This is a genomic window from Paenibacillus sp. PK1-4R, assembly GCF_030369595.1.
Classification (GTDB): domain Bacteria; phylum Bacillota; class Bacilli; order Paenibacillales; family Paenibacillaceae; genus Paenibacillus.
This window is the reverse complement of record NZ_CP126535.1, coordinates 2096652-2114135: the sequence shown is the minus strand read 5'-3', so window position 1 is coordinate 2114135 and position 17484 is coordinate 2096652. Positions and strand designations below refer to the sequence as shown.

The 17484-nt window shown below is 44.3% G+C and carries 20 protein-coding genes; 5 read left to right on the top strand and 15 right to left on the bottom strand.

Annotated elements, in window-relative coordinates:
- Nucleotides 1-92 precede the first annotated feature (92 nt).
- The 10 genes from QNO02_RS09260 to QNO02_RS09215 form a co-directional block, all read right to left on the bottom strand.
- Nucleotides 93-233 carry a hypothetical protein gene (locus tag QNO02_RS09260; protein ID WP_017689533.1) on the bottom strand — a complete coding sequence of 47 codons (141 nt, stop codon included), beginning with the start codon at nucleotides 231-233 and terminating at the stop codon, nucleotides 93-95.
- A gap of 150 nt (nucleotides 234-383) precedes the next feature.
- Nucleotides 384-1103 (bottom strand): M23 family metallopeptidase, encoded by a 720-nt coding sequence (locus QNO02_RS09255; RefSeq protein ID WP_289391862.1) that lies wholly within the window; start codon nucleotides 1101-1103, stop codon nucleotides 384-386.
- A gap of 209 nt (nucleotides 1104-1312) precedes the next feature.
- Nucleotides 1313-2662: a jacalin-like lectin gene (locus QNO02_RS09250; RefSeq protein ID WP_289391861.1), complete on the bottom strand. Its 1350-nt coding sequence runs from the start codon at nucleotides 2660-2662 to the stop codon at nucleotides 1313-1315.
- A 299-nt stretch (nucleotides 2663-2961) separates the two neighbouring features.
- Nucleotides 2962-4359 carry a Fe-S cluster assembly protein SufB gene (gene sufB, locus QNO02_RS09245; protein WP_249911233.1) on the bottom strand — a complete coding sequence of 466 codons (1398 nt, stop codon included), beginning with the start codon at nucleotides 4357-4359 and terminating at the stop codon, nucleotides 2962-2964.
- A gap of 20 nt (nucleotides 4360-4379) precedes the next feature.
- Nucleotides 4380-4811, bottom strand: coding sequence for a Fe-S cluster assembly sulfur transfer protein SufU (sufU, locus tag QNO02_RS09240; protein WP_017689537.1), 432 nt, complete (start codon nucleotides 4809-4811; stop codon nucleotides 4380-4382).
- Entirely contained in the window at nucleotides 4801-6021 is a 1221-nt protein-coding gene (locus tag QNO02_RS09235) for a cysteine desulfurase (RefSeq protein ID WP_091032625.1), read from the bottom strand. Before QNO02_RS09235 ends, sufU begins: the two co-directional genes overlap by 11 nt.
- Nucleotides 6018-7322 carry a Fe-S cluster assembly protein SufD gene (gene sufD, locus QNO02_RS09230; protein ID WP_249911236.1) on the bottom strand — a complete coding sequence of 435 codons (1305 nt, stop codon included), beginning with the start codon at nucleotides 7320-7322 and terminating at the stop codon, nucleotides 6018-6020. Before sufD ends, QNO02_RS09235 begins: the two co-directional genes overlap by 4 nt.
- Nucleotides 7323-7347: 25 nt before the next feature.
- Nucleotides 7348-8130: a Fe-S cluster assembly ATPase SufC gene (gene sufC / locus QNO02_RS09225; RefSeq protein ID WP_062833524.1), complete on the bottom strand. Its 783-nt coding sequence runs from the start codon at nucleotides 8128-8130 to the stop codon at nucleotides 7348-7350.
- Between the two features lie 370 nt (nucleotides 8131-8500).
- Complete coding sequence (locus tag QNO02_RS09220) at nucleotides 8501-9076, bottom strand: DUF1802 family protein (RefSeq protein ID WP_289391860.1); 576 nt, start codon at nucleotides 9074-9076, stop codon at nucleotides 8501-8503.
- A 126-nt stretch (nucleotides 9077-9202) separates the two neighbouring features.
- Nucleotides 9203-9664, bottom strand: coding sequence for a Dps family protein (locus tag QNO02_RS09215; RefSeq protein WP_017689542.1), 462 nt, complete (start codon nucleotides 9662-9664; stop codon nucleotides 9203-9205).
- Between the two features lie 297 nt (nucleotides 9665-9961).
- Between QNO02_RS09215 and mtnK the strand changes: the two genes are divergently transcribed.
- Together mtnK and mtnA are read left to right on the top strand one after the other, a co-directional pair.
- Nucleotides 9962-11179, top strand: coding sequence for an S-methyl-5-thioribose kinase (mtnK, locus tag QNO02_RS09210; protein WP_289391859.1), 1218 nt, complete (start codon nucleotides 9962-9964; stop codon nucleotides 11177-11179).
- A 23-nt stretch (nucleotides 11180-11202) separates the two neighbouring features.
- Nucleotides 11203-12276, top strand: a complete 1074-nt coding sequence (gene mtnA, locus QNO02_RS09205; protein WP_091032634.1) for an S-methyl-5-thioribose-1-phosphate isomerase — start codon at nucleotides 11203-11205, stop codon at nucleotides 12274-12276.
- A 107-nt stretch (nucleotides 12277-12383) separates the two neighbouring features.
- Here mtnA and QNO02_RS09200 read toward each other — a convergent pair whose 3' ends face one another.
- The 4 genes from QNO02_RS09200 to QNO02_RS09185 all read right to left on the bottom strand — a co-directional run bounded on the left by QNO02_RS09200 (nucleotide 12384) and on the right by QNO02_RS09185 (nucleotide 13924).
- Nucleotides 12384-12686 (bottom strand): YunC family protein, encoded by a 303-nt coding sequence (locus QNO02_RS09200; protein WP_017689545.1) that lies wholly within the window; start codon nucleotides 12684-12686, stop codon nucleotides 12384-12386.
- Between the two features lie 213 nt (nucleotides 12687-12899).
- Nucleotides 12900-13205 (bottom strand): hypothetical protein, encoded by a 306-nt coding sequence (locus QNO02_RS09195; RefSeq protein ID WP_289391858.1) that lies wholly within the window; start codon nucleotides 13203-13205, stop codon nucleotides 12900-12902.
- The gene (locus tag QNO02_RS09190; RefSeq protein ID WP_289391857.1) at nucleotides 13175-13513 is read right to left on the bottom strand and encodes a hypothetical protein; all 339 of its coding nucleotides are present in this window, start codon (nucleotides 13511-13513) and stop codon (nucleotides 13175-13177) included. The genes QNO02_RS09195 and QNO02_RS09190 overlap by 31 nt, the downstream gene beginning before the upstream one ends.
- Nucleotides 13514-13663: 150 nt before the next feature.
- Complete coding sequence (locus QNO02_RS09185) at nucleotides 13664-13924, bottom strand: hypothetical protein (protein ID WP_091032637.1); 261 nt, start codon at nucleotides 13922-13924, stop codon at nucleotides 13664-13666.
- 595 nt (nucleotides 13925-14519) lie between these two features.
- On the opposite strand from QNO02_RS09185, the gene QNO02_RS09180 reads away from it, so the two are divergent.
- Nucleotides 14520-15092 carry a hypothetical protein gene (locus QNO02_RS09180; RefSeq protein ID WP_091014625.1) on the top strand — a complete coding sequence of 191 codons (573 nt, stop codon included), beginning with the start codon at nucleotides 14520-14522 and terminating at the stop codon, nucleotides 15090-15092.
- Nucleotides 15093-15216: 124 nt separating this feature from the next.
- Here the strand turns inward: QNO02_RS09180 and QNO02_RS09175 are convergent, their stop codons facing one another.
- Nucleotides 15217-15603, bottom strand: coding sequence for a DUF423 domain-containing protein (locus QNO02_RS09175; protein ID WP_091032639.1), 387 nt, complete (start codon nucleotides 15601-15603; stop codon nucleotides 15217-15219).
- Between the two features lie 337 nt (nucleotides 15604-15940).
- On the opposite strand from QNO02_RS09175, the gene QNO02_RS09170 reads away from it, so the two are divergent.
- Together QNO02_RS09170 and QNO02_RS09165 are read left to right on the top strand one after the other, a co-directional pair.
- Entirely contained in the window at nucleotides 15941-16411 is a 471-nt protein-coding gene (locus tag QNO02_RS09170; protein WP_289391856.1) for a hypothetical protein, read from the top strand.
- A 105-nt stretch (nucleotides 16412-16516) separates the two neighbouring features.
- Nucleotides 16517-17365: a DegV family protein gene (locus QNO02_RS09165; protein ID WP_249911239.1), complete on the top strand. Its 849-nt coding sequence runs from the start codon at nucleotides 16517-16519 to the stop codon at nucleotides 17363-17365.
- The last annotated feature ends 119 nt before the right edge of the window (nucleotides 17366-17484 follow it).

The window sequence follows — 17484 nt, the reverse complement described above, 5'->3', positions numbered from 1 at the left end:
AACTGAAATAGCCAACTCATAGGTCGGCATATGACAAAAGGGAAGCCGTAATCGGCTTCCCTTTTGTCTATTCCGATTCGATCATGTTGGAATTACACGCAGAATGCTTTTGTGATGATAACCAACAGAATGAACAGTACCAAGATTGCACCAGTGTTTGTGAACATATTGTATCCGCCAACGCCGCCTACTCCGCCTACGTTGCCACCACAGCCATATCCTACTTCGCTCATGTGATTGCCTCCTCTTCATCAGGTATACCCTAACATATGACGTTTCCGTTGGAATGAACCGGGCGAACAGGCAACATTCAATAAATGGTTGTCTGTCTGCATCTACCTGAGTGGATCAGCCTTTTGCTACTCCCTGTTCTTTGCAGAGATCTATATGTCGGAATCCGAATGAACCTGAATGCCTTTTTCCTTGCGGTACATGATAACAAGTAATCTCCAAAATTCATAACTGCCTTTGTCATTCATAATAAACGGTCGATAATAATCAAACGCTTGCTGCGCCCATGCGGGACAATCCATATTGGAAAGTTGCTCCTGTTGCTGAATCCATCCCCCTTGAATCTCCAGCGTTTTCTGCATGGCTTCAAACATTTTCTTCTGCTCAATGGTCATCGGCGGAGCCTCCTGTTCCTGGGATGCAGTTCCGTATTCGGCCTGTAGATACGCACCCGGTTCCGTCACACCATCTTCGCTGGCTGTATACCCGTAAGATGGTGCACTTGTTTTACGAATCTCATAATGTACGTGAGGGCCAGTACTCTGACCCGTGCTTCCCTGATTACCGATAAGCTGCCCTCGCTTCACACGCTGCCCAACGGTTACGGCAATCCGCGAAAGGTGAGCATAACAATGCAAGTAGCCACGATGATCTTGAAGGGCAACTGTAAGCCCGTAACCGCCGAATCCGGAGCCTGTAACTCCTTCGGAAGCAAAACGTACCCTACCTTCCATAAAGGCATAGACGGGGCCATTCCAGGGCTCTGTCACGAGATCAATTCCGCGGTGAAATGTCTGTCCACCATGAATAGGATGAATTCGATAGCCGAATGAACTTGTAATCCGATAGCCCTCGAAAGGGTTTACGCTCATACACTCACATCCTTTTCTATCATTAAATGCTTAAATCTACGAAATGGCTTGTGCTATTGGTCTTATTTTATTCCACAAAAATACCGCTCAGAATAGCATTGGGAAAACCTTGTGGTCTTTCCAACGTATATTCCAAGCGGCGCGCTATGTTACTATGATTACTCTATCAGTTACATATACTATGTTTTTAGTTCAACCACTACACACTCCTAATTCAGAGTTCTGTATATGACCCCTAACTGATCGAGTTCCTGTCCTGCTCTTCCATAAAATCCGGCTATATACCACCCTGCTGGTGCCTCAAGTTTAATTTGATCCGATGTCTTTTGTCCGCCTTCAATCTTATTTCCAAGATTGGTCGACAACTCCACGTAAAAGATTCGTTTATCTCCATTACGTGTCCCCTGACCAATTGTTGCCTGAGTTAAGTACTCTCCGTCTGCCAAGGTAAGTATGCCAATATTGGATTGACCACCATGTGCCAGGTTCGTTCCATCCCTGTACAACGTTGAAATGCCGTCTACACGGTTGCCCGAGTTAAGCACCACTGAGCTAGGTCTGGACTCCGGAATATGATTTAGATCATTATACCCAGTTCCTCCAGATCCTCCGATTGTTGAACTTAGTTGGTACTGAGAAGATGTGCTGTACACAAATTCCGCTGTAATCGGATAATGATCGGAGAGTTGCTTCCCACCCGGGTCAACAAATGTTTGATTTTCTAATCGATAGCTCTGTGCATTCAGGGACAATGCCTTGCTTCCACGATACAAAATTTTGTCCACTATCTCATAGTTTGGTCCATTTAAATTGGTTGCATCCATAAGGGCATCTCCATCAGCGGGAATACTCCCACCTCGAATCAAATCGATCCACGGATCTCTTAAACCATTCTCAGACATGAGCAACTCTATATTGTCAGCCGCACGGGTGTACCGTGTATTGGTATCCCCAAATACGATAACCGCGTTCCCGTCCGAGTGCTCCTTGATGTAATTGGAGAGTTGTCTGATATTATCTCGTCTGGCCTCAAGCGATTTATCATCGCTACCTGCGTCCGCATGCAAGTTGTACACGTCCACTTTCACCTGAGGTGTGATCTCATATGTAGCTGCTGTAAATCCTTTTGGAGTCAATTCATCACTTCCATTGTCAAAAAGACCAGATCGCTTATCCCAGGTTACACGCTTCAAGTCACGGAATGGATATTTGGACAGACTGTTCAACCCACTACCAAAACCCGCAATTCCGCTTGTTGTCGTCAAATACGGCAGAGTGACTTGGGATATCAGCTCATTATGATAATTAAAATCCTCTTGCACATTAATGATGTCATAGTCATTTAATTTTGGGGATATCTGAACGGTGTACTCCTTGGGGTTGGAACTGGATACCAGATCCGGAAGACCACCTACATTGTAACTAAGTACGTTGAATGAACCGGATACCGTACCACCTTCTGCTGCACTGGCCGAGGATAAAAATAAAGGAGAGCTCGTAAAGACAACAACAGCAGACAATACCAAGGCTGCTCCTTTTTTAATTGTACTTCTTCGCATTATATACCTCCTCATATTTGAATCAATTCAAATATATGTAATATTCGTTAATGGAAGAATAACTCTGGTCTATTCATTTGTAAATATACAAATTGGACTAAAGAATATTTTCACTCGCACTCCGATGACAGAACAACCTTCTGAACGCTGTTATCACCAGATTTTCGAAAAAAAAACACCCCCTAGAGAGACTTTTCAAAAGTCTGCTCTAAAGGGTGTTCGATCACATAAAACTATATCTACCGCTTAACATCAGCAACTTGCTTCAGCTTTGCGGCTTCGAAAGGCGCTGCATTGGATTAACCAATAGAGCCCTCCATTTCGAATTTGATCAATCTATTCATCTCAACGGCGTATTCCATTGGCAATTCCTTCGTGAATGGCTCAATGAAGCCCATGATAATCATCTGTGTTGCTTCTGCATCAGTCAGACCACGGCTCATCAGGTAGAAGAGCTGATCCTCAGACACTTTGGATACTGTAGCTTCATGCTCCAGCATGATGTTATCATTCATGATTTCATTGTAAGGAATTGTATCCGATGTGGACTCATTATCGAGAATGAGTGTATCACACTTGATGTTGGATTTCGCGCCCTCAGCTTGACGGCCAAAGGAAGCCAAACCACGGTACGTTACTTTACCACCATGTTTACTGATGGACTTGGATACAATCGTAGATGTTGTATCCGGAGCCAAGTGGATCATTTTCGCACCTGCATCCTGATGCTGGTTTTTACCAGCTACAGCGATGGAGAGTACGGAACCTTTAGCTCCACGGCCTTTCAGTACAACCGCTGGATATTTCATTGTCAGTTTGGAACCGATGTTACCATCGACCCATTCCATTGTTGCATTTTCTTCTGCAACCGCACGTTTCGTAACGAGGTTGTAGATGTTTGGTGCCCAGTTTTGAATCGTTGTGTAACGAACACGGGCATTTTTCTTACAAATGATCTCAACGACCGCACTATGCAGTGAGTTCGTGCTGTAGATTGGAGCTGTACAGCCCTCTACATAGTGAACGAAGCTATCTTCGTCGGCGATGATGAGTGTACGCTCGAATTGTCCCATATTCTCGGAGTTAATCCGGAAGTAGGCTTGCAGAGGCACTTCACATTTAACGCCCTTAGGTACGTAGATAAAGCTTCCTCCGGACCATACCGCACTATTCAATGCAGCAAATTTGTTATCTGCTGGAGGAATAACTGTTGCAAAATATTCACGCAGGATTTCCGGATGCTCTCTGAGAGCCGTATCCGTATCCATGAAGATTACACCTTGGTCTTCCAATTCCTTTTGCATGTTGTGATATACAACCTCGGACTCATACTGAGCCGATACACCTGCAAGGAACTTTTGCTCTGCTTCAGGGATACCCAATTTATCAAAGGTTTCCTTAATTTCAGAAGGGACCTCTTCCCATGTTTTACCTTGTTTTTCAGAAGCACGCACATAATACTGAATATCGTTGAAATCCAATCCGTCGAGATCTCCGCCCCATTTCGGCATTGGCATCTTCTCGAATTGTTTCAAGGATTTCAGACGGAATTCCAACATCCAATCCGGTTCATTCTTAATCTTGGAAATCTCGGTAACCACTTCTGCAGTCAGACCTTTACCGGTTTGAAAGATGGATTTGTGCTCGTCACGAAAACCATATTTGTACTCTTCCATTTCTGGTGCTTTTTTAGCCATCTTGCTCTACCTCCCTATCGTTATTGTACTTTGTTCTCTTCGTCAATCCCTTTGCGTAATGCATTCCAGGCCAGAGTGGCACATTTGATGCGTGCAGGGAACTTGTTCACACCGGATAGGGCTTCGAGATCTTCATAATCGTCGAAATCGACTTCTTCACCTTTCATCAGTGAGGAAAAACGGTTAGCGATATCGAGTGCCTGTTCCATCGTTTTGCCTTTGACAGCCTCCGTCATCATCGATGCAGAGGACATGCTGATGGAGCAGCCTTCACCCGTATATTTGGCTTCCTGAACGATTCCGTCTTTCAGCAAAATTTGCAGTGAAATCCGGTCGCCGCACGTTGGATTGTTCAAATTCACCGTGACAGCGTCATTATCAAATGTTCCGCGGTTACGCGGGTTTTTGTAGTGGTCCATTATAACACGTCTGTACAGATCATCAAGTTGCATCGCCAAAATACTCCTTTGTCTGGATTAAGGCGCTGACAAGCCGATCTACATCTTGTTCGTTATTGTATAGATAGAAGCTGGCACGAGCTGTTGAGCTAACTTCAAGCCAGCGCATTAGCGGTTGACAGCAATGGTGTCCGGCACGAATGGCTACGCCACTCGCATCCAGCACAGTTGCCACATCATGCGGATGAACATCCCCCAGATTAAAGGTAACAACACCCACATGCCGCTTGGCTGGGCCATAGATGGTTAACCCATCGATCTCGGCCAGTCGTTCTGTTGCATAAGCTGCCAGCACACTCTCATGATGTGCGATCTCATCCATACCAATCTGCTCCAGAAAATCAATGGCAGCTCCCAACCCTACCGCACCTGCGATAATCGGGGTTCCACCTTCGAATTTCCAGGGAAGTTCTTTCCAGTTGGATTCGTACAGACCCACATCATCAATCATTTCACCGCCGAACTCAATGGGTTCCATGGACTCCAGCAGCGCCTTTTTGCCGTAGAGTGCACCGATTCCGGTTGGTCCGCACATTTTATGACCGGATAATGCATAGAAATCACAGTCCAGATCCTGAACGTCCACCTTCATGTGAGGTGTGCTTTGTGCGCCATCAACAACGATGACAGCACCATTGCGGTGTGCAATTTCAGCAATTTGTTTCACAGGATGGATCAGACCCATAACATTGGATACATAAGCGATGGCTACAATTTTAGTATTGTTCGTAATCGTCTTCTCGACATCAGCCAATTCAATATGACCGTCAGGCTGAAGCGGGATGTATTTCAATGTTGCACCTGTCTCCTTGGCAACCTGCTGCCAAGGAATCAGATTACTATGGTGCTCCATTTGCGTGATAACAATTTCATCGCCTTCTTTGCAATTGGCGCGGGCATATGATGAAGCCACCAGATTCAGGGCTGTCGTTGTCCCGCGAGTAAAGATAATCTCCTGTGTACTACGGGCATTGATAAACTTGGCTACCTTCTCACGTGCGCCTTCGTAAGCGTCGGTTGCACGGCTTCCAAGGGTATGTACACCGCGATGTACGTTGGAGTTCTCATACTCATAATAATGTTTGACTGCTTCGATCACAGCACGAGGCTTCTGTGAAGTCGCAGCACTATCTAAATATACGAGCGGGTGTCCGTTAATTTCCTGGTGGAGGATCGGGAACTGCTCGCGAATGGACGGGTTCATTGTCCCAGCTTCTTCTCAATCAGGGACTGCAATTGGGTGCGCAGTGCTTCCAAAGGAATATCCGCCACCACCGGAGCCAGGAAGCCATAGATGATCAGGCGTTCGGCATCCGTACGGTTAATTCCGCGCGACATCAAGTAATGAATCTGCTCGGCATTGACTTGACCAACAGAAGCCGCGTGACCTGCTGTTACATCATCCTCATCAATCAGAAGGATTGGGTTGGCGTCTCCACGTGCTTTAGGGCTCAGCATCAACACTTTCTCTGTCTGCTGTCCATCGGCTTTGGTAGCGCCTTTCTCAATCTTCGTGATCCCGTTGATGATTGCAGAAGCTTCTTCACGCATAACTGCACGTGTAATCATCTGACTTGGTGTATTCTTACCGAAGTGACGAGCTTCTGTGGTGTAGTTGATTTTCTGTGAACCGGAACCTACAGCGATGACTTTGGAATCAGAACTTGATCCATTGCCTTTAAGCACAGTCATCGTGTTGCTCGCTGTATCGCCATTGTTCATTTCGCCTACAATCCACTCGATCGAAGCATCATTATCCAACACTGCACGACGGAATGAAACATCAGTTACATTCACACTCAGTTGATGAACCGAAGCGTAACGTACTTTAGCACCGGATTTTGCGAATACTTCCACAACACCATTATGGAAAACAGGTGCGGACAATTCGCCAGATACATAGTTATCAACATAAGTTACTGAACTGTTTGCTTCTGCAACCACCAGCACGTGAGGTGCAAACGTTGCAGATGCGTCATCCGTAAGCAACACTGCTTGCAGTGGTACTTCGATTTCGACATTTTTCGGAACATACAGGAAGACCCCGCCATTCCAAAGTGCCGCATGCAATGCAGCGAGAGAATGCTCATCCGCTTTCACCGCTGTGTTCAGATATGGTTTTACCAGATCGCCATGTTCCCGAACCGCTGTAGCCAGATCCGTGAAGATAACTCCTTTTGCCGCCAGATCAGCAGACACTTTAGAGTATACCGTACCGGAATTGCGCTGGATAACCAGACTGCCTTCAGCTTGATCCTGAACCAGATCTTTGATAGAAGCAGGTACTTCTGTCAAAGAAGAAATAGCTTCACTTGTTTTATATGTTCCGTACTCGCTGACATTCCAGCGTTCGATTTTTTGTTTTTCCAGTTTAGGAAGCGCAAGCCCGCTCGCAAGCTTTAAAGCTTCGAGCCGCTGTTCGGTCAACCAGCCGGGTTCATTGTTGCTTTCCGACAAGGCGCGAAGCGCTTCAGATTCAACCGGAAGAATTGTTTGTGTAGTCATTGATTAATCCTCCTCCGTTTTGTCTTTACGCTTCTTGACCTACAGTTTCGTCTGTAATTCCCAGCTCTTCCTTAACCCAGTCATATCCTTCAGCTTCCAGACGGTGTGCCAGTTCAGGTCCGCCCGATTTCACGATACGACCTTGCATCATAACGTGTACGTAGTCAGGAGTAATGTAGTTAAGCAGGCGTTGATAGTGAGTGATGATCAAGAAACCACGATCTTCGCTCTTCATTGCATTTACACCGTTTGCTACGATTTTCAGAGCATCGATGTCCAGACCGGAGTCAATTTCATCAAGTACTACGATTTTCGGATCAAGCAGCATCATTTGCAGAATCTCGTTACGTTTTTTCTCACCACCGGAGAAACCTTCATTCAGGTAACGGTGAGCGAACTCAGGGTTCATGTCGAGTTCTTTCATTTTACCTTCCATTTGACGAATGAACTTGATCAGGGAGATCTCGTTACCTTCGCCGCGACGTGCGTTAATTGCACTACGCAAGAAGTCGGAGTTTGTAACACCTGCAATTTCACTTGGGTATTGCATAGCCAAGAATAGACCTGCACGTGCACGCTCATCTACTGCCATATCCAATACATCTTCACCATCAAGTGTAATTGTACCGTCAGTTACTTCATATTTCGGATGGCCCATCAATGCAGAAGCCAGAGTTGATTTACCTGTTCCGTTCGGACCCATGATTGCGTGGATTTCTCCACCTTTCATTTCCAGGTTGATGCCTTTCAGGATTTCCTTACCTTCGATCGTCGCTTTCAGACCTTCAATGACGAAATTCGTAGCCATGTGTATTGTTTCCCTCCATTGATTAAATTGATGTTTACTGTCGAAAACGAAAAAGCGCCTATTATATCTGAACAGGGCTTCCCCTGAATTTCTCTTGTACTCGATTCCTTAAAGCAAGAACACTTTAGAATAATTCTAAACTGATTCTCAATGATAATCAAGCTATTTCCTCAGAGTGTATATTCCTTGCAGGAAACATTATTCTTTCTGATTCTATAATAAATACCAGATTGAATCAAATGAGAAAACATCTCCCGCCAAGATAGACAGTGAGAAAAATCACAGAAAATCAAGCTTTTATCTTATCTGCTATACACTAATCCAAAAAAGGACTTATCCATATTATGGACAAGCCCCTTCATTAATAATATTACAATTTGAGCATCTCGTTAATCTTCTGTACCTGTTCGTCAAAATCCGCAACGTCCACTACCGGCGTCATTTCGCGCGGCACCGGACCATTCGGAATAGAAATCCATGAACGACAACCGTTATATTCAGGCAGTACTGGGATTTCCATCGGATCTTTCAAAAGGTACACACGTAAAATCAATACATGGAGCGGATCTTTCCGTTTCCATTTCAAACGGTCTTCGGCAAAATCCGCTGTCCACATATGAAAGTCAAGAAGTCGATCCAGCATCTCCTGATCTCGTATCTCCAGATCCTGCGTTACTTCGGCATATGCAGTAATACGGATTGTCGAAGCTTCGGGCACCCATTCGGCCAGTGATTCTTCAACATAGGATTGATCCGAGGACTTAATCAGTTCTTTACGCTGATGTTCATAAGTCGGATACAGGTAAAACGCCGGACTTTTCAGCTCAAAATGTCGGGTTTCCTCTACAATACCACCTTTGCGCATCACCATAATTTGGCGACCCGTTTCCAGTGCTTTGATTGCAGAAGCCCATTCTTTTAAAGCCGGTATCGTTGGTTCTAACATAAGCGGTTCCCTCCCCTATCATTCTTGTCAGCAGTATAGACGCTCAGGGCGTTTCTGACAACAAAGATCCGAGCTCAGAAAGCTTACGTAAGAGAACCACTAGTATTAGGCAAAATCTTGGCTATATTAACCCAGGAAAGAGCGAAGCATCCACATGTGTTTCTCCAGGTCAGCCTTGAAGCCTGTCAGCATATCGGATGTTGGTTGATCTTCAGCTGCATCTGCAACTTCGATACCTTCCTGATATTCATTCGAAAGTGTAGCGAAGTCCTCGATGAGGTTTTGCACCATTGTTTTTGCGTCTTCTCCGCCTGCTGCTTCCTGAATAGAAGAAAGCTCCAGATACTCTTTCATTGTAGCCGCTGGGCTACCTTTCAGCGTTAGGATACGCTCTGCGATTTCATCCATTTGTACTGTAACTTCGTTGTAGAACTCTTCGAATTTCACATGCAACGTGAAGAAGTTAGGTCCTTTAACGTACCAGTGATAGTTATGGATTTTAACATACAATACGTTCAGGTTAGCTACCTGACGATTAAGTACTTGTTCCACCGATTTTGCTTGATCTGTTTTGTTTTTTGTAGCCATATTAATCCCATCCTTTATTTAAAATTAGTCTGTCATGGCATGATAAGCAGGTTGTCCCGCAATGCATAACAGAGAGTTAATAATGTGTCACCGCTTGCTAGCGGAGAGGCTTATGAACAGTGTTTCTCTCAACTGTCCGGCCTATTTGTTTTTACCCTGGAACAGGAAGTTCGAATCAGGATCAACTTGGCTTGTCTCAAAAAAAAGTTCAAAAACCACGCTATTTCCGATATACTGACATATACCAAGCAAAGAAGTGGGTTTTCCTGTTTCTTCATATATATGGAGGTGGCACCTTTGTCCCAATATCGCCCGTTTACCCCCCAGGATGCAATTGAACTGGCCAAAACATTACCGGGTCCATTTGCGGCAGATGCAAATCTGGATTGTCACGAGATCGGCGACGGCAATCTGAATTTGGTTTTCCACATCACGGATCTGAACTCCGATAAAAGTATCATTATCAAACAGGCGCTTCCTTATGCGAAAGTGGTTGGAGAATCATGGCCACTGTCTCTGGTACGTGCCCGCATTGAACGTGAGATTCTTCAGGAGGAGTATCGTCTGTGTCCAGGGATGGTACCCGAAGTGTATCATTACGATGATGACCTCGCGTTAACGGTTATGGAAGATCTAAGTGATCATGTGATCATGCGCAAAGGCCTGATCGAAGGTGTTTCCTATCCTCTTTTTGCACAGCATATTGGGGAATTCATGGCAAGAACGCTGTTCTTCACATCCGACTTGGGCATGGATCAGCAATTGAAGAAGGAACAACAGGGCAGATTCATTAATCCGGACCAATGCAAAATAACGGAGGATCTGATCTTTGATGAACCCTACCGGATCGCCGAGAAAAATAATTATGATGCTTCCATTGAAGACGAGGCTGAAACCCTTCGCACAGATGGAGAGCTTCACCTTGAAGTGGCCTTGCTGCGGGAAAAATTCCTGACACATGGGCAGGCATTGCTTCATGGAGATCTGCATACAGGCAGTATTTTTGTTACACCTGAATCGACCAAAGTCATCGATCCCGAATTTGCATATTACGGACCCATGGGATTCGATGTTGGTGCAGTCCTCGCGAACCTGCTCTTGAATTACGCATCCCTGCCAGGATGGATTCAGGATGAGACTGCTTTGCGTGAGCGTGAGACGCTTTTGCTGAACATGGTTCGTGATGTATGGACTGAATTCGAATCTCGTTTCCGTGCCCTCTGGGTTAATGATCTCGTTGATCCGATGGCAAAAACGCCAGGCTATCAGGATCTGTATGTACAACAATTGTTCAGAGATTCCATTGGCTTCGCAGGTGCCAAAATGGTTCGTCGTATCGTTGGACTCGCTCACGTGGCGGATATTGATACCATTCCAAATGCGACTGAACGTGAACATGCTCAGCGTAAAGCATTGTCCATTGGTAAAGCATTGATCAAGAACAATCGTCGCTTGAATACCATCGGCGAAGTACTGGATATTGTATCCACAGCTGTTACTACTACTAAGGCTTAACATAAGGAACGGAGGAACCACCCATGACAACCCCTGAATATCAGCCTCTGTCCTCTCTCATCTGGAAAAAGGACAAGCTTGAAATGCTTGACCAGCGTCTGCTGCCCGAAACGATCCTCATGTTGAAACTGTATACACCCGAGGAAGTATGGGAATCCATCCACTCCATGAAAGTACGCGGTGCTCCGGCGATTGGTATTGCTGCTGCATTTGGTGTTGTATTGGGTGCCAAATCATATGACGGAACGACCATTCAAGGTTGGTTGGACCACGTGAAATCCATATGTGCTCATCTGGCCACTTCCCGTCCAACAGCGGTGAACCTGTTCTGGGCATTGGATCGCATGATGCAAAAAGCAAATGAGGTCGTTGAATCCGGCCTGAGCCTGGATGAGGGCAATGATGCTCTTGAAGTAGAAGCTCTGTTAATTCAGAAGGAAGACGAAGAAGTATGCCGCATGATCGGCGAGAATGCACTGCCTTTATTCGAAGATGGCATGGGTGTTCTCACTCACTGTAATGCAGGCGGACTGGCTACTGCGAAATACGGTACGGCAACTGCTCCAATGTATCTCGCACAGGAACGTGGCATTCACCTGAAAGTATTTGCAGACGAAACTCGTCCTGTACTTCAGGGTGCACGCCTGACTGCATTTGAGTTACAGCAAGCCGGCATTGACGTCACGCTGCTCTGTGATAACATGGCAGGCATGGTGATGTCCAAAGGCTGGATTCAAGCTGTTATCGTCGGAACAGACCGTGTGGCAGCGAACGGTGACGTAGCTAACAAGATCGGAACCTACAGCGTAGCCGTGCTTGCCAAGGCTCACAATATTCCGTTCTATGTAGCAAGCCCATTGTCGACCATCGACTTGTCCACTCCATCCGGCGACCTGATTCCAATTGAGGAACGTGCCGCGGAGGAAGTGACCGAAGGATTTGGTAAACGTACAGCACCGCAAGGTGTTAAAGTATTTAATCCAGCATTTGACGTAACGCCTAACGAATATGTAACAGCTATTATCACGGAAAAAGGCGTTGTTCGCGCACCTTTCCAAGAAAATCTGGCTGCCTTGTTCGCGAAGGAAGAAGTTTAATTAAATGGAAAGCGTTCGTGTGTATAGAGGTGGGAGCTATGATGTGCCAGGCTCTGTATTCGACGCTAAAGAAGGGCTTCCCATATGGGGAGCCCTTTTGTTAGTGATTAGATCATTTTCAACAAAGCTTCTACACCCGTCATGCCAACCGTAATGCCCATGGCCTCGGCTTCTGTTGTCACCGACTCCATAGGTGCATGCAGCAACTGCTCCAGTGTACGCACACCAACCGCCCGAGCCGCAATAATCTTGCGATCCCCGAGCTTCTCATTAAGTAATCCCACGTCGAGTGCTCCGCACATGATATATCCTTTGGATGTATTAATGGTCAACAACGTTGTTTTGGGCAGCTTGACTTCTACCCCAACCAATACATGCTCTCCAACTACAATGGGCTCCATCGTCACCATAATTTCCCGATCCACCTCCTCTTCCACAGGTCACGATAATTGTATGCCTCATTCTGGATTGTCGTGTGGACACCTGCCGTGTTTGAGAAAATGTAGGTACTTACAGTTCAAATATATTGTTGCTAATTCTTCTTTCAGATTTAAATAGTAGAAATATGCTTAGTTGGAATATAAAAAGCTACCTCAGGAATGAGGCAGCTCTTATAATAATCGTTAATATTTTTGAGCGTCTATAAGTTCATCAAGGTCATACTTTAAATTATAATCTGTGTATATCACTCTAAGTCTTACAGCATCAGTAACTCTAGCCAACATCAAACTAATACTGTTTTTTTTCTTGTCAATTACCCAATTAGATTCAAGAGCAATAGCACCCGTGACTAAATCTTTTTCTACGTCCTCGCTATCATAAAGTACTCGTTTCCCACCTGGAGTTAAACCATCTTTGAAGTTAATTGAACCATCATATTCGTCAAAGAGATCACGTTTTATACTGAAGTATTTATAGTACTTATCCATAGTGGTTTTTTAGAATCATTAGGATAAATCTCGTATACTGCCCGTACTAATTTATTTTTATAGAATATGTATACTAGTTTTGCGTTTACTCTGAATCCCGTTGTTTTGTATTCCAGTAGTGAGATATCCTTGATTTTGGTTGTATCTAACAATTTCGACTTCTCTTTCTTTTTAATCTGATTAACTGTCATACCCCAATTTACGTTCTTAAAATCATACTTAGTAGCCGCTGTTGCTGGTGCCGGTGAATATGTAGTTGAAACGACAAACAATAATAAAGCTAAAAACGATAAAACCAACTTCTTCATATGTAGACCTCGTCTCCTAAATTATGGAATTATTATACCATGCCAAAAGGAGCGGGTCTATGGGATTCGATAGAAGGGATTAGAACGCAGGGAATAAACGCCATAATATAAAAACCACTCTCACCCAAGATGAGTTGAATTAGGCCTAATTTAAAACGTATGCTCATCATTCTTTAATTTCCTTATCTCCGTTAACTCTCTTCTAATTCCCAGTACACGTCTATGAAGTACACTTCGATCTATTGATTCAGCTACCGACTTTTTGAACTGGACATCCAATTCACTTAATTGCTCCTGAGCTAGTTTCTTTTTATGTATTGGTTTTACTTGAACTTTTGTAGTTGCAGGCTTGATAGGTTTCAATCTTTTCTGCTTCATAATCTGTTCAAATAGACTGTCCTCTTGATGCATGATCTTCATTCCTTAATGTGTGATGAGCATATTGTAACATAATAACGAGAAGACGGTTGTTAAACGTCAGAGTACAAACAATTAGAGTGGGCATGAGCCTATTTTGGAGATCAACATAATAAAGGGAAGTTAAGCAAAAGCACAGCCTTTACGGATCTCGTCATAAAATACAGTCACAATTGATTTCTTTTAGCATTCTCAACTCCTTTTAAACACTTTTGAAAACTAATGAATGTTGTCTCATACGGGTTGATTATTTACATATACCAGCACTTTTCGACTCTACTCCAAAATGAGGTACGATAAGTTGCTCCGCACATGCCGATACATGCTCTCCAACAATAATGGACTGCATCGGTCAACAAATTTCCCGTTCAACCTCCTCTTCCATAGTTCACGAATGTTGTTTTCCTCATTCTGGATTGTCTTGTGGACACCTTCTAAAAGACGTGAATAATAAGGTTTATTTGTGATATTCACCCATTTGTTTCGGCATATTTCTGCGTCTCTAGCACTATGATAATTTCCTTTTTAATGATATAGTGAATTGAAGCGTTTTTTTGAGCTGACATACTTTTTAACGGGGCTGGGATGAATGAAAGAAACCTTATCCAATCAAGAGGACATCGGCTTTTTATTTAATGTCGATATACTTATTAAGAGCCGCTCAAATGCATTGGCACTGCAGTCCCTGTTGGAGTTCATAAACAATGAAGAACAAATTGCGGACTTTCGGATTCAATCCGGCATAGAGCTAGGCAAAATTATTGAAGCGACACTCCAGTCCAAGAAGGACTCTTTCGTCACACTTCACAACGAACGCAAAAAAGCCAACGCAGCACAGAAGGCGTCCACTGCAGCTCAGACACCTGCCTCACCTGCTCCAGTCAAAACACAGAATCAGCAAGAAAAACCGGTTAGCGAGAAAAAGCCTGCCACCCAAACATCCAATGTTTCCGATGGAAACTCGTTTGACGCGTGGATTGACACGCTCATTAAAGAGAACAAACTCACCCGTATTGTTGTCAATAACAAGAACGGTAAACATCAGAGCATTCCTTGCCGCATTCTGAATTTTGATCGAGATACCAGTATTGTGAGCATCTACCATGTCGATGAAAAACAGGTGTATACGTTCCGAACCAATGAAATCGATGAGTTTCTGTAACTAACTTCATCGGATTAAAACAAAAAGCAACTTGCGTTAGAATGACGGGACATTCTAACGCAAGTTGCTTTTTTAGTTCTATGGTTCATGTAGGATTGAACCCTCCGAGATTTGTTTGGACCGATCAGGAGCGATCCTTACCTCGCTGCCATACATCTAATGCCAATAACAACCATCCGGCAATGAAGGCTACCCCACCAATCGGTGTGATGGCACCCAGAATCTTGATGCCAGAAATACTAAGCACATACAAGCTGCCCGAGAACACGATAATTCCGATAAACAACAGGCGCGCTGCCCACTTCAGTTTTGTAGATGCTCCAAGTTGACCAGCCGTCAAACCAATAATGAGCAGGCCCAATGCATGAATCATGTGATATTGCACACCCGTCTCATATGTAGCTATGGCCGCGGGCCCAATCGTATCCTTGAGCATGTGAGCACCAAAAGCACCTATCGCCACCGACAGCATGGTCATTACAGCTCCAAGCATCATCCATCTTCGTTGCATATAAGTTCTCTCCCTTAATTCAACTACACTTCACTCCTATTATTGTAGCGAATCCACTCCTCCTTTACCAGTCGGGGTGGAGCTTCACAGATCATATGTCTGTTTATACTTACTGATCCTATCTTTACCCTATATATCTTAGAAAACTGGCGTAAATCCTTGATTTTTATCGATAATTATGGAAAAGTAACAGGTATGTAATCGTTGTATTTTAAGTGCAAGTTCAAAAAGATTGGTTTTCAGTACCGAGTTTGAACAACCTCTAAAAGGAGAATCATTACTCATCGATTAGGTTAATAACACTCAGTACGATGATTAAGGGAGGTAAGTCAACATTATGGATAATCGCGATTCTTATAATTCAGGTTATAATAACACGGATCAAACCGCTGGCCATGCAGATCAATACAATAACAACAGTTATGATGCATACCCGTCAGATCATGAGAGGCAACCAATGGTACCACTGAAACATTCCGGACCTGGAATCGCCAGCTTTGTCATTGGATTGGTTGCAATCTTGGGTTATATTCTGATATTCTTTATTGCCACCATGGCTGTAAACGAGTCCATCGGAGTTCTAACCCCGTTGCAGACAGAAGAGATAGCCTTGCATCCAGCCGTGGTTCTGGCTTCATTAGCCATTCTGGTCTGCCTGATTCTCAATCTGGCCGGAGGTATCGTCGGAATTATTGGTCTTGTTCTCAAGAATCGAAAGAAAGTTTTTGCCATTATCGGAACCATATTAAATGGGATCATGATTCTGTTATTCGTTGGACTTATCTTGGTAGGCATGACGCTGATGTAACGCTTTGCACCAGCGTCATGTTTCCTTATAATTAAAATGAATGGGTTTACACATAAGTATAATCTATATTTTTTGCCAAAATCATTGTTTTCAAAGGAGATTGACATGTCACGAATCAAAATTTTTGCGGACAGCACAAGTGATCTGGCTCCAGAATGGATCCAGCAGCACGATATCGGTATCATCCCCTTATATGTCGTGTTCGGTGAAGAATCACTGAAAGACGGTGCTGAGATTAAGCCTGAACAGCTATATGAACGTGTCAGCCGAGATGGGCGTCTTCCCAAAACAGCTGCACCTTCCCCCGCTGATTTCATAACGGCATTTCAACCTTACATAGATCAAGGGGATGAGATTTTATATATCAGCTTATCTTCTGAACTTTCCTCTACCTATCAAAATGCACGACTAGCGAGTACCGAGTTCCCGGAAGGTCGAATTTCGGTCATTGACTCACAGAATCTCTCATCAGGAATTGCACTGATGGTGATGAAAGCTGTACATGCTGCTGATAAAGGGCAAAACCTGACTCAGATTACACACCTGATTGAGGCGATGAAATCAAATGTACGCACGGAGTTTGTCATCGATACACTGGAGTATCTGCATAAAGGTGGACGCTGTTCAGGCATGCAGAATCTGATTGGAAGCCTGTTGAAGATTCGTCCTGTCATCCGGGTAACGGATGGCAAGATGGCACCTGCCTATAAAGTCCGCGGCAAACGGGAGAAAGCTCTGGAACAAATGCTGAATAATACGCTCAGCCAGAAGGATCAGATCGATCCAGACCTGCTGATTGTTGTGCACACCATGGCTGAAGAGGATGCGCTTGACTTGCAGAAGTCTTTGCAGGAACAAACGGGTGCCCGTGTGGAACTGACCACTGCTGGTTGTGTAGTATGCAGTCACTGCGGCCCGAAAACGATTGGAATCATCTATAACACTGTTTTATAGTATTACACGTTACATTGTATCGTATTACCCAATCCTTTCTTCTTAATCTGTATGTGGTACATCCAATACTTGGATTGGCATACCGTTATAACTAAAAAGGGCATTCCGAGCTTAATCGC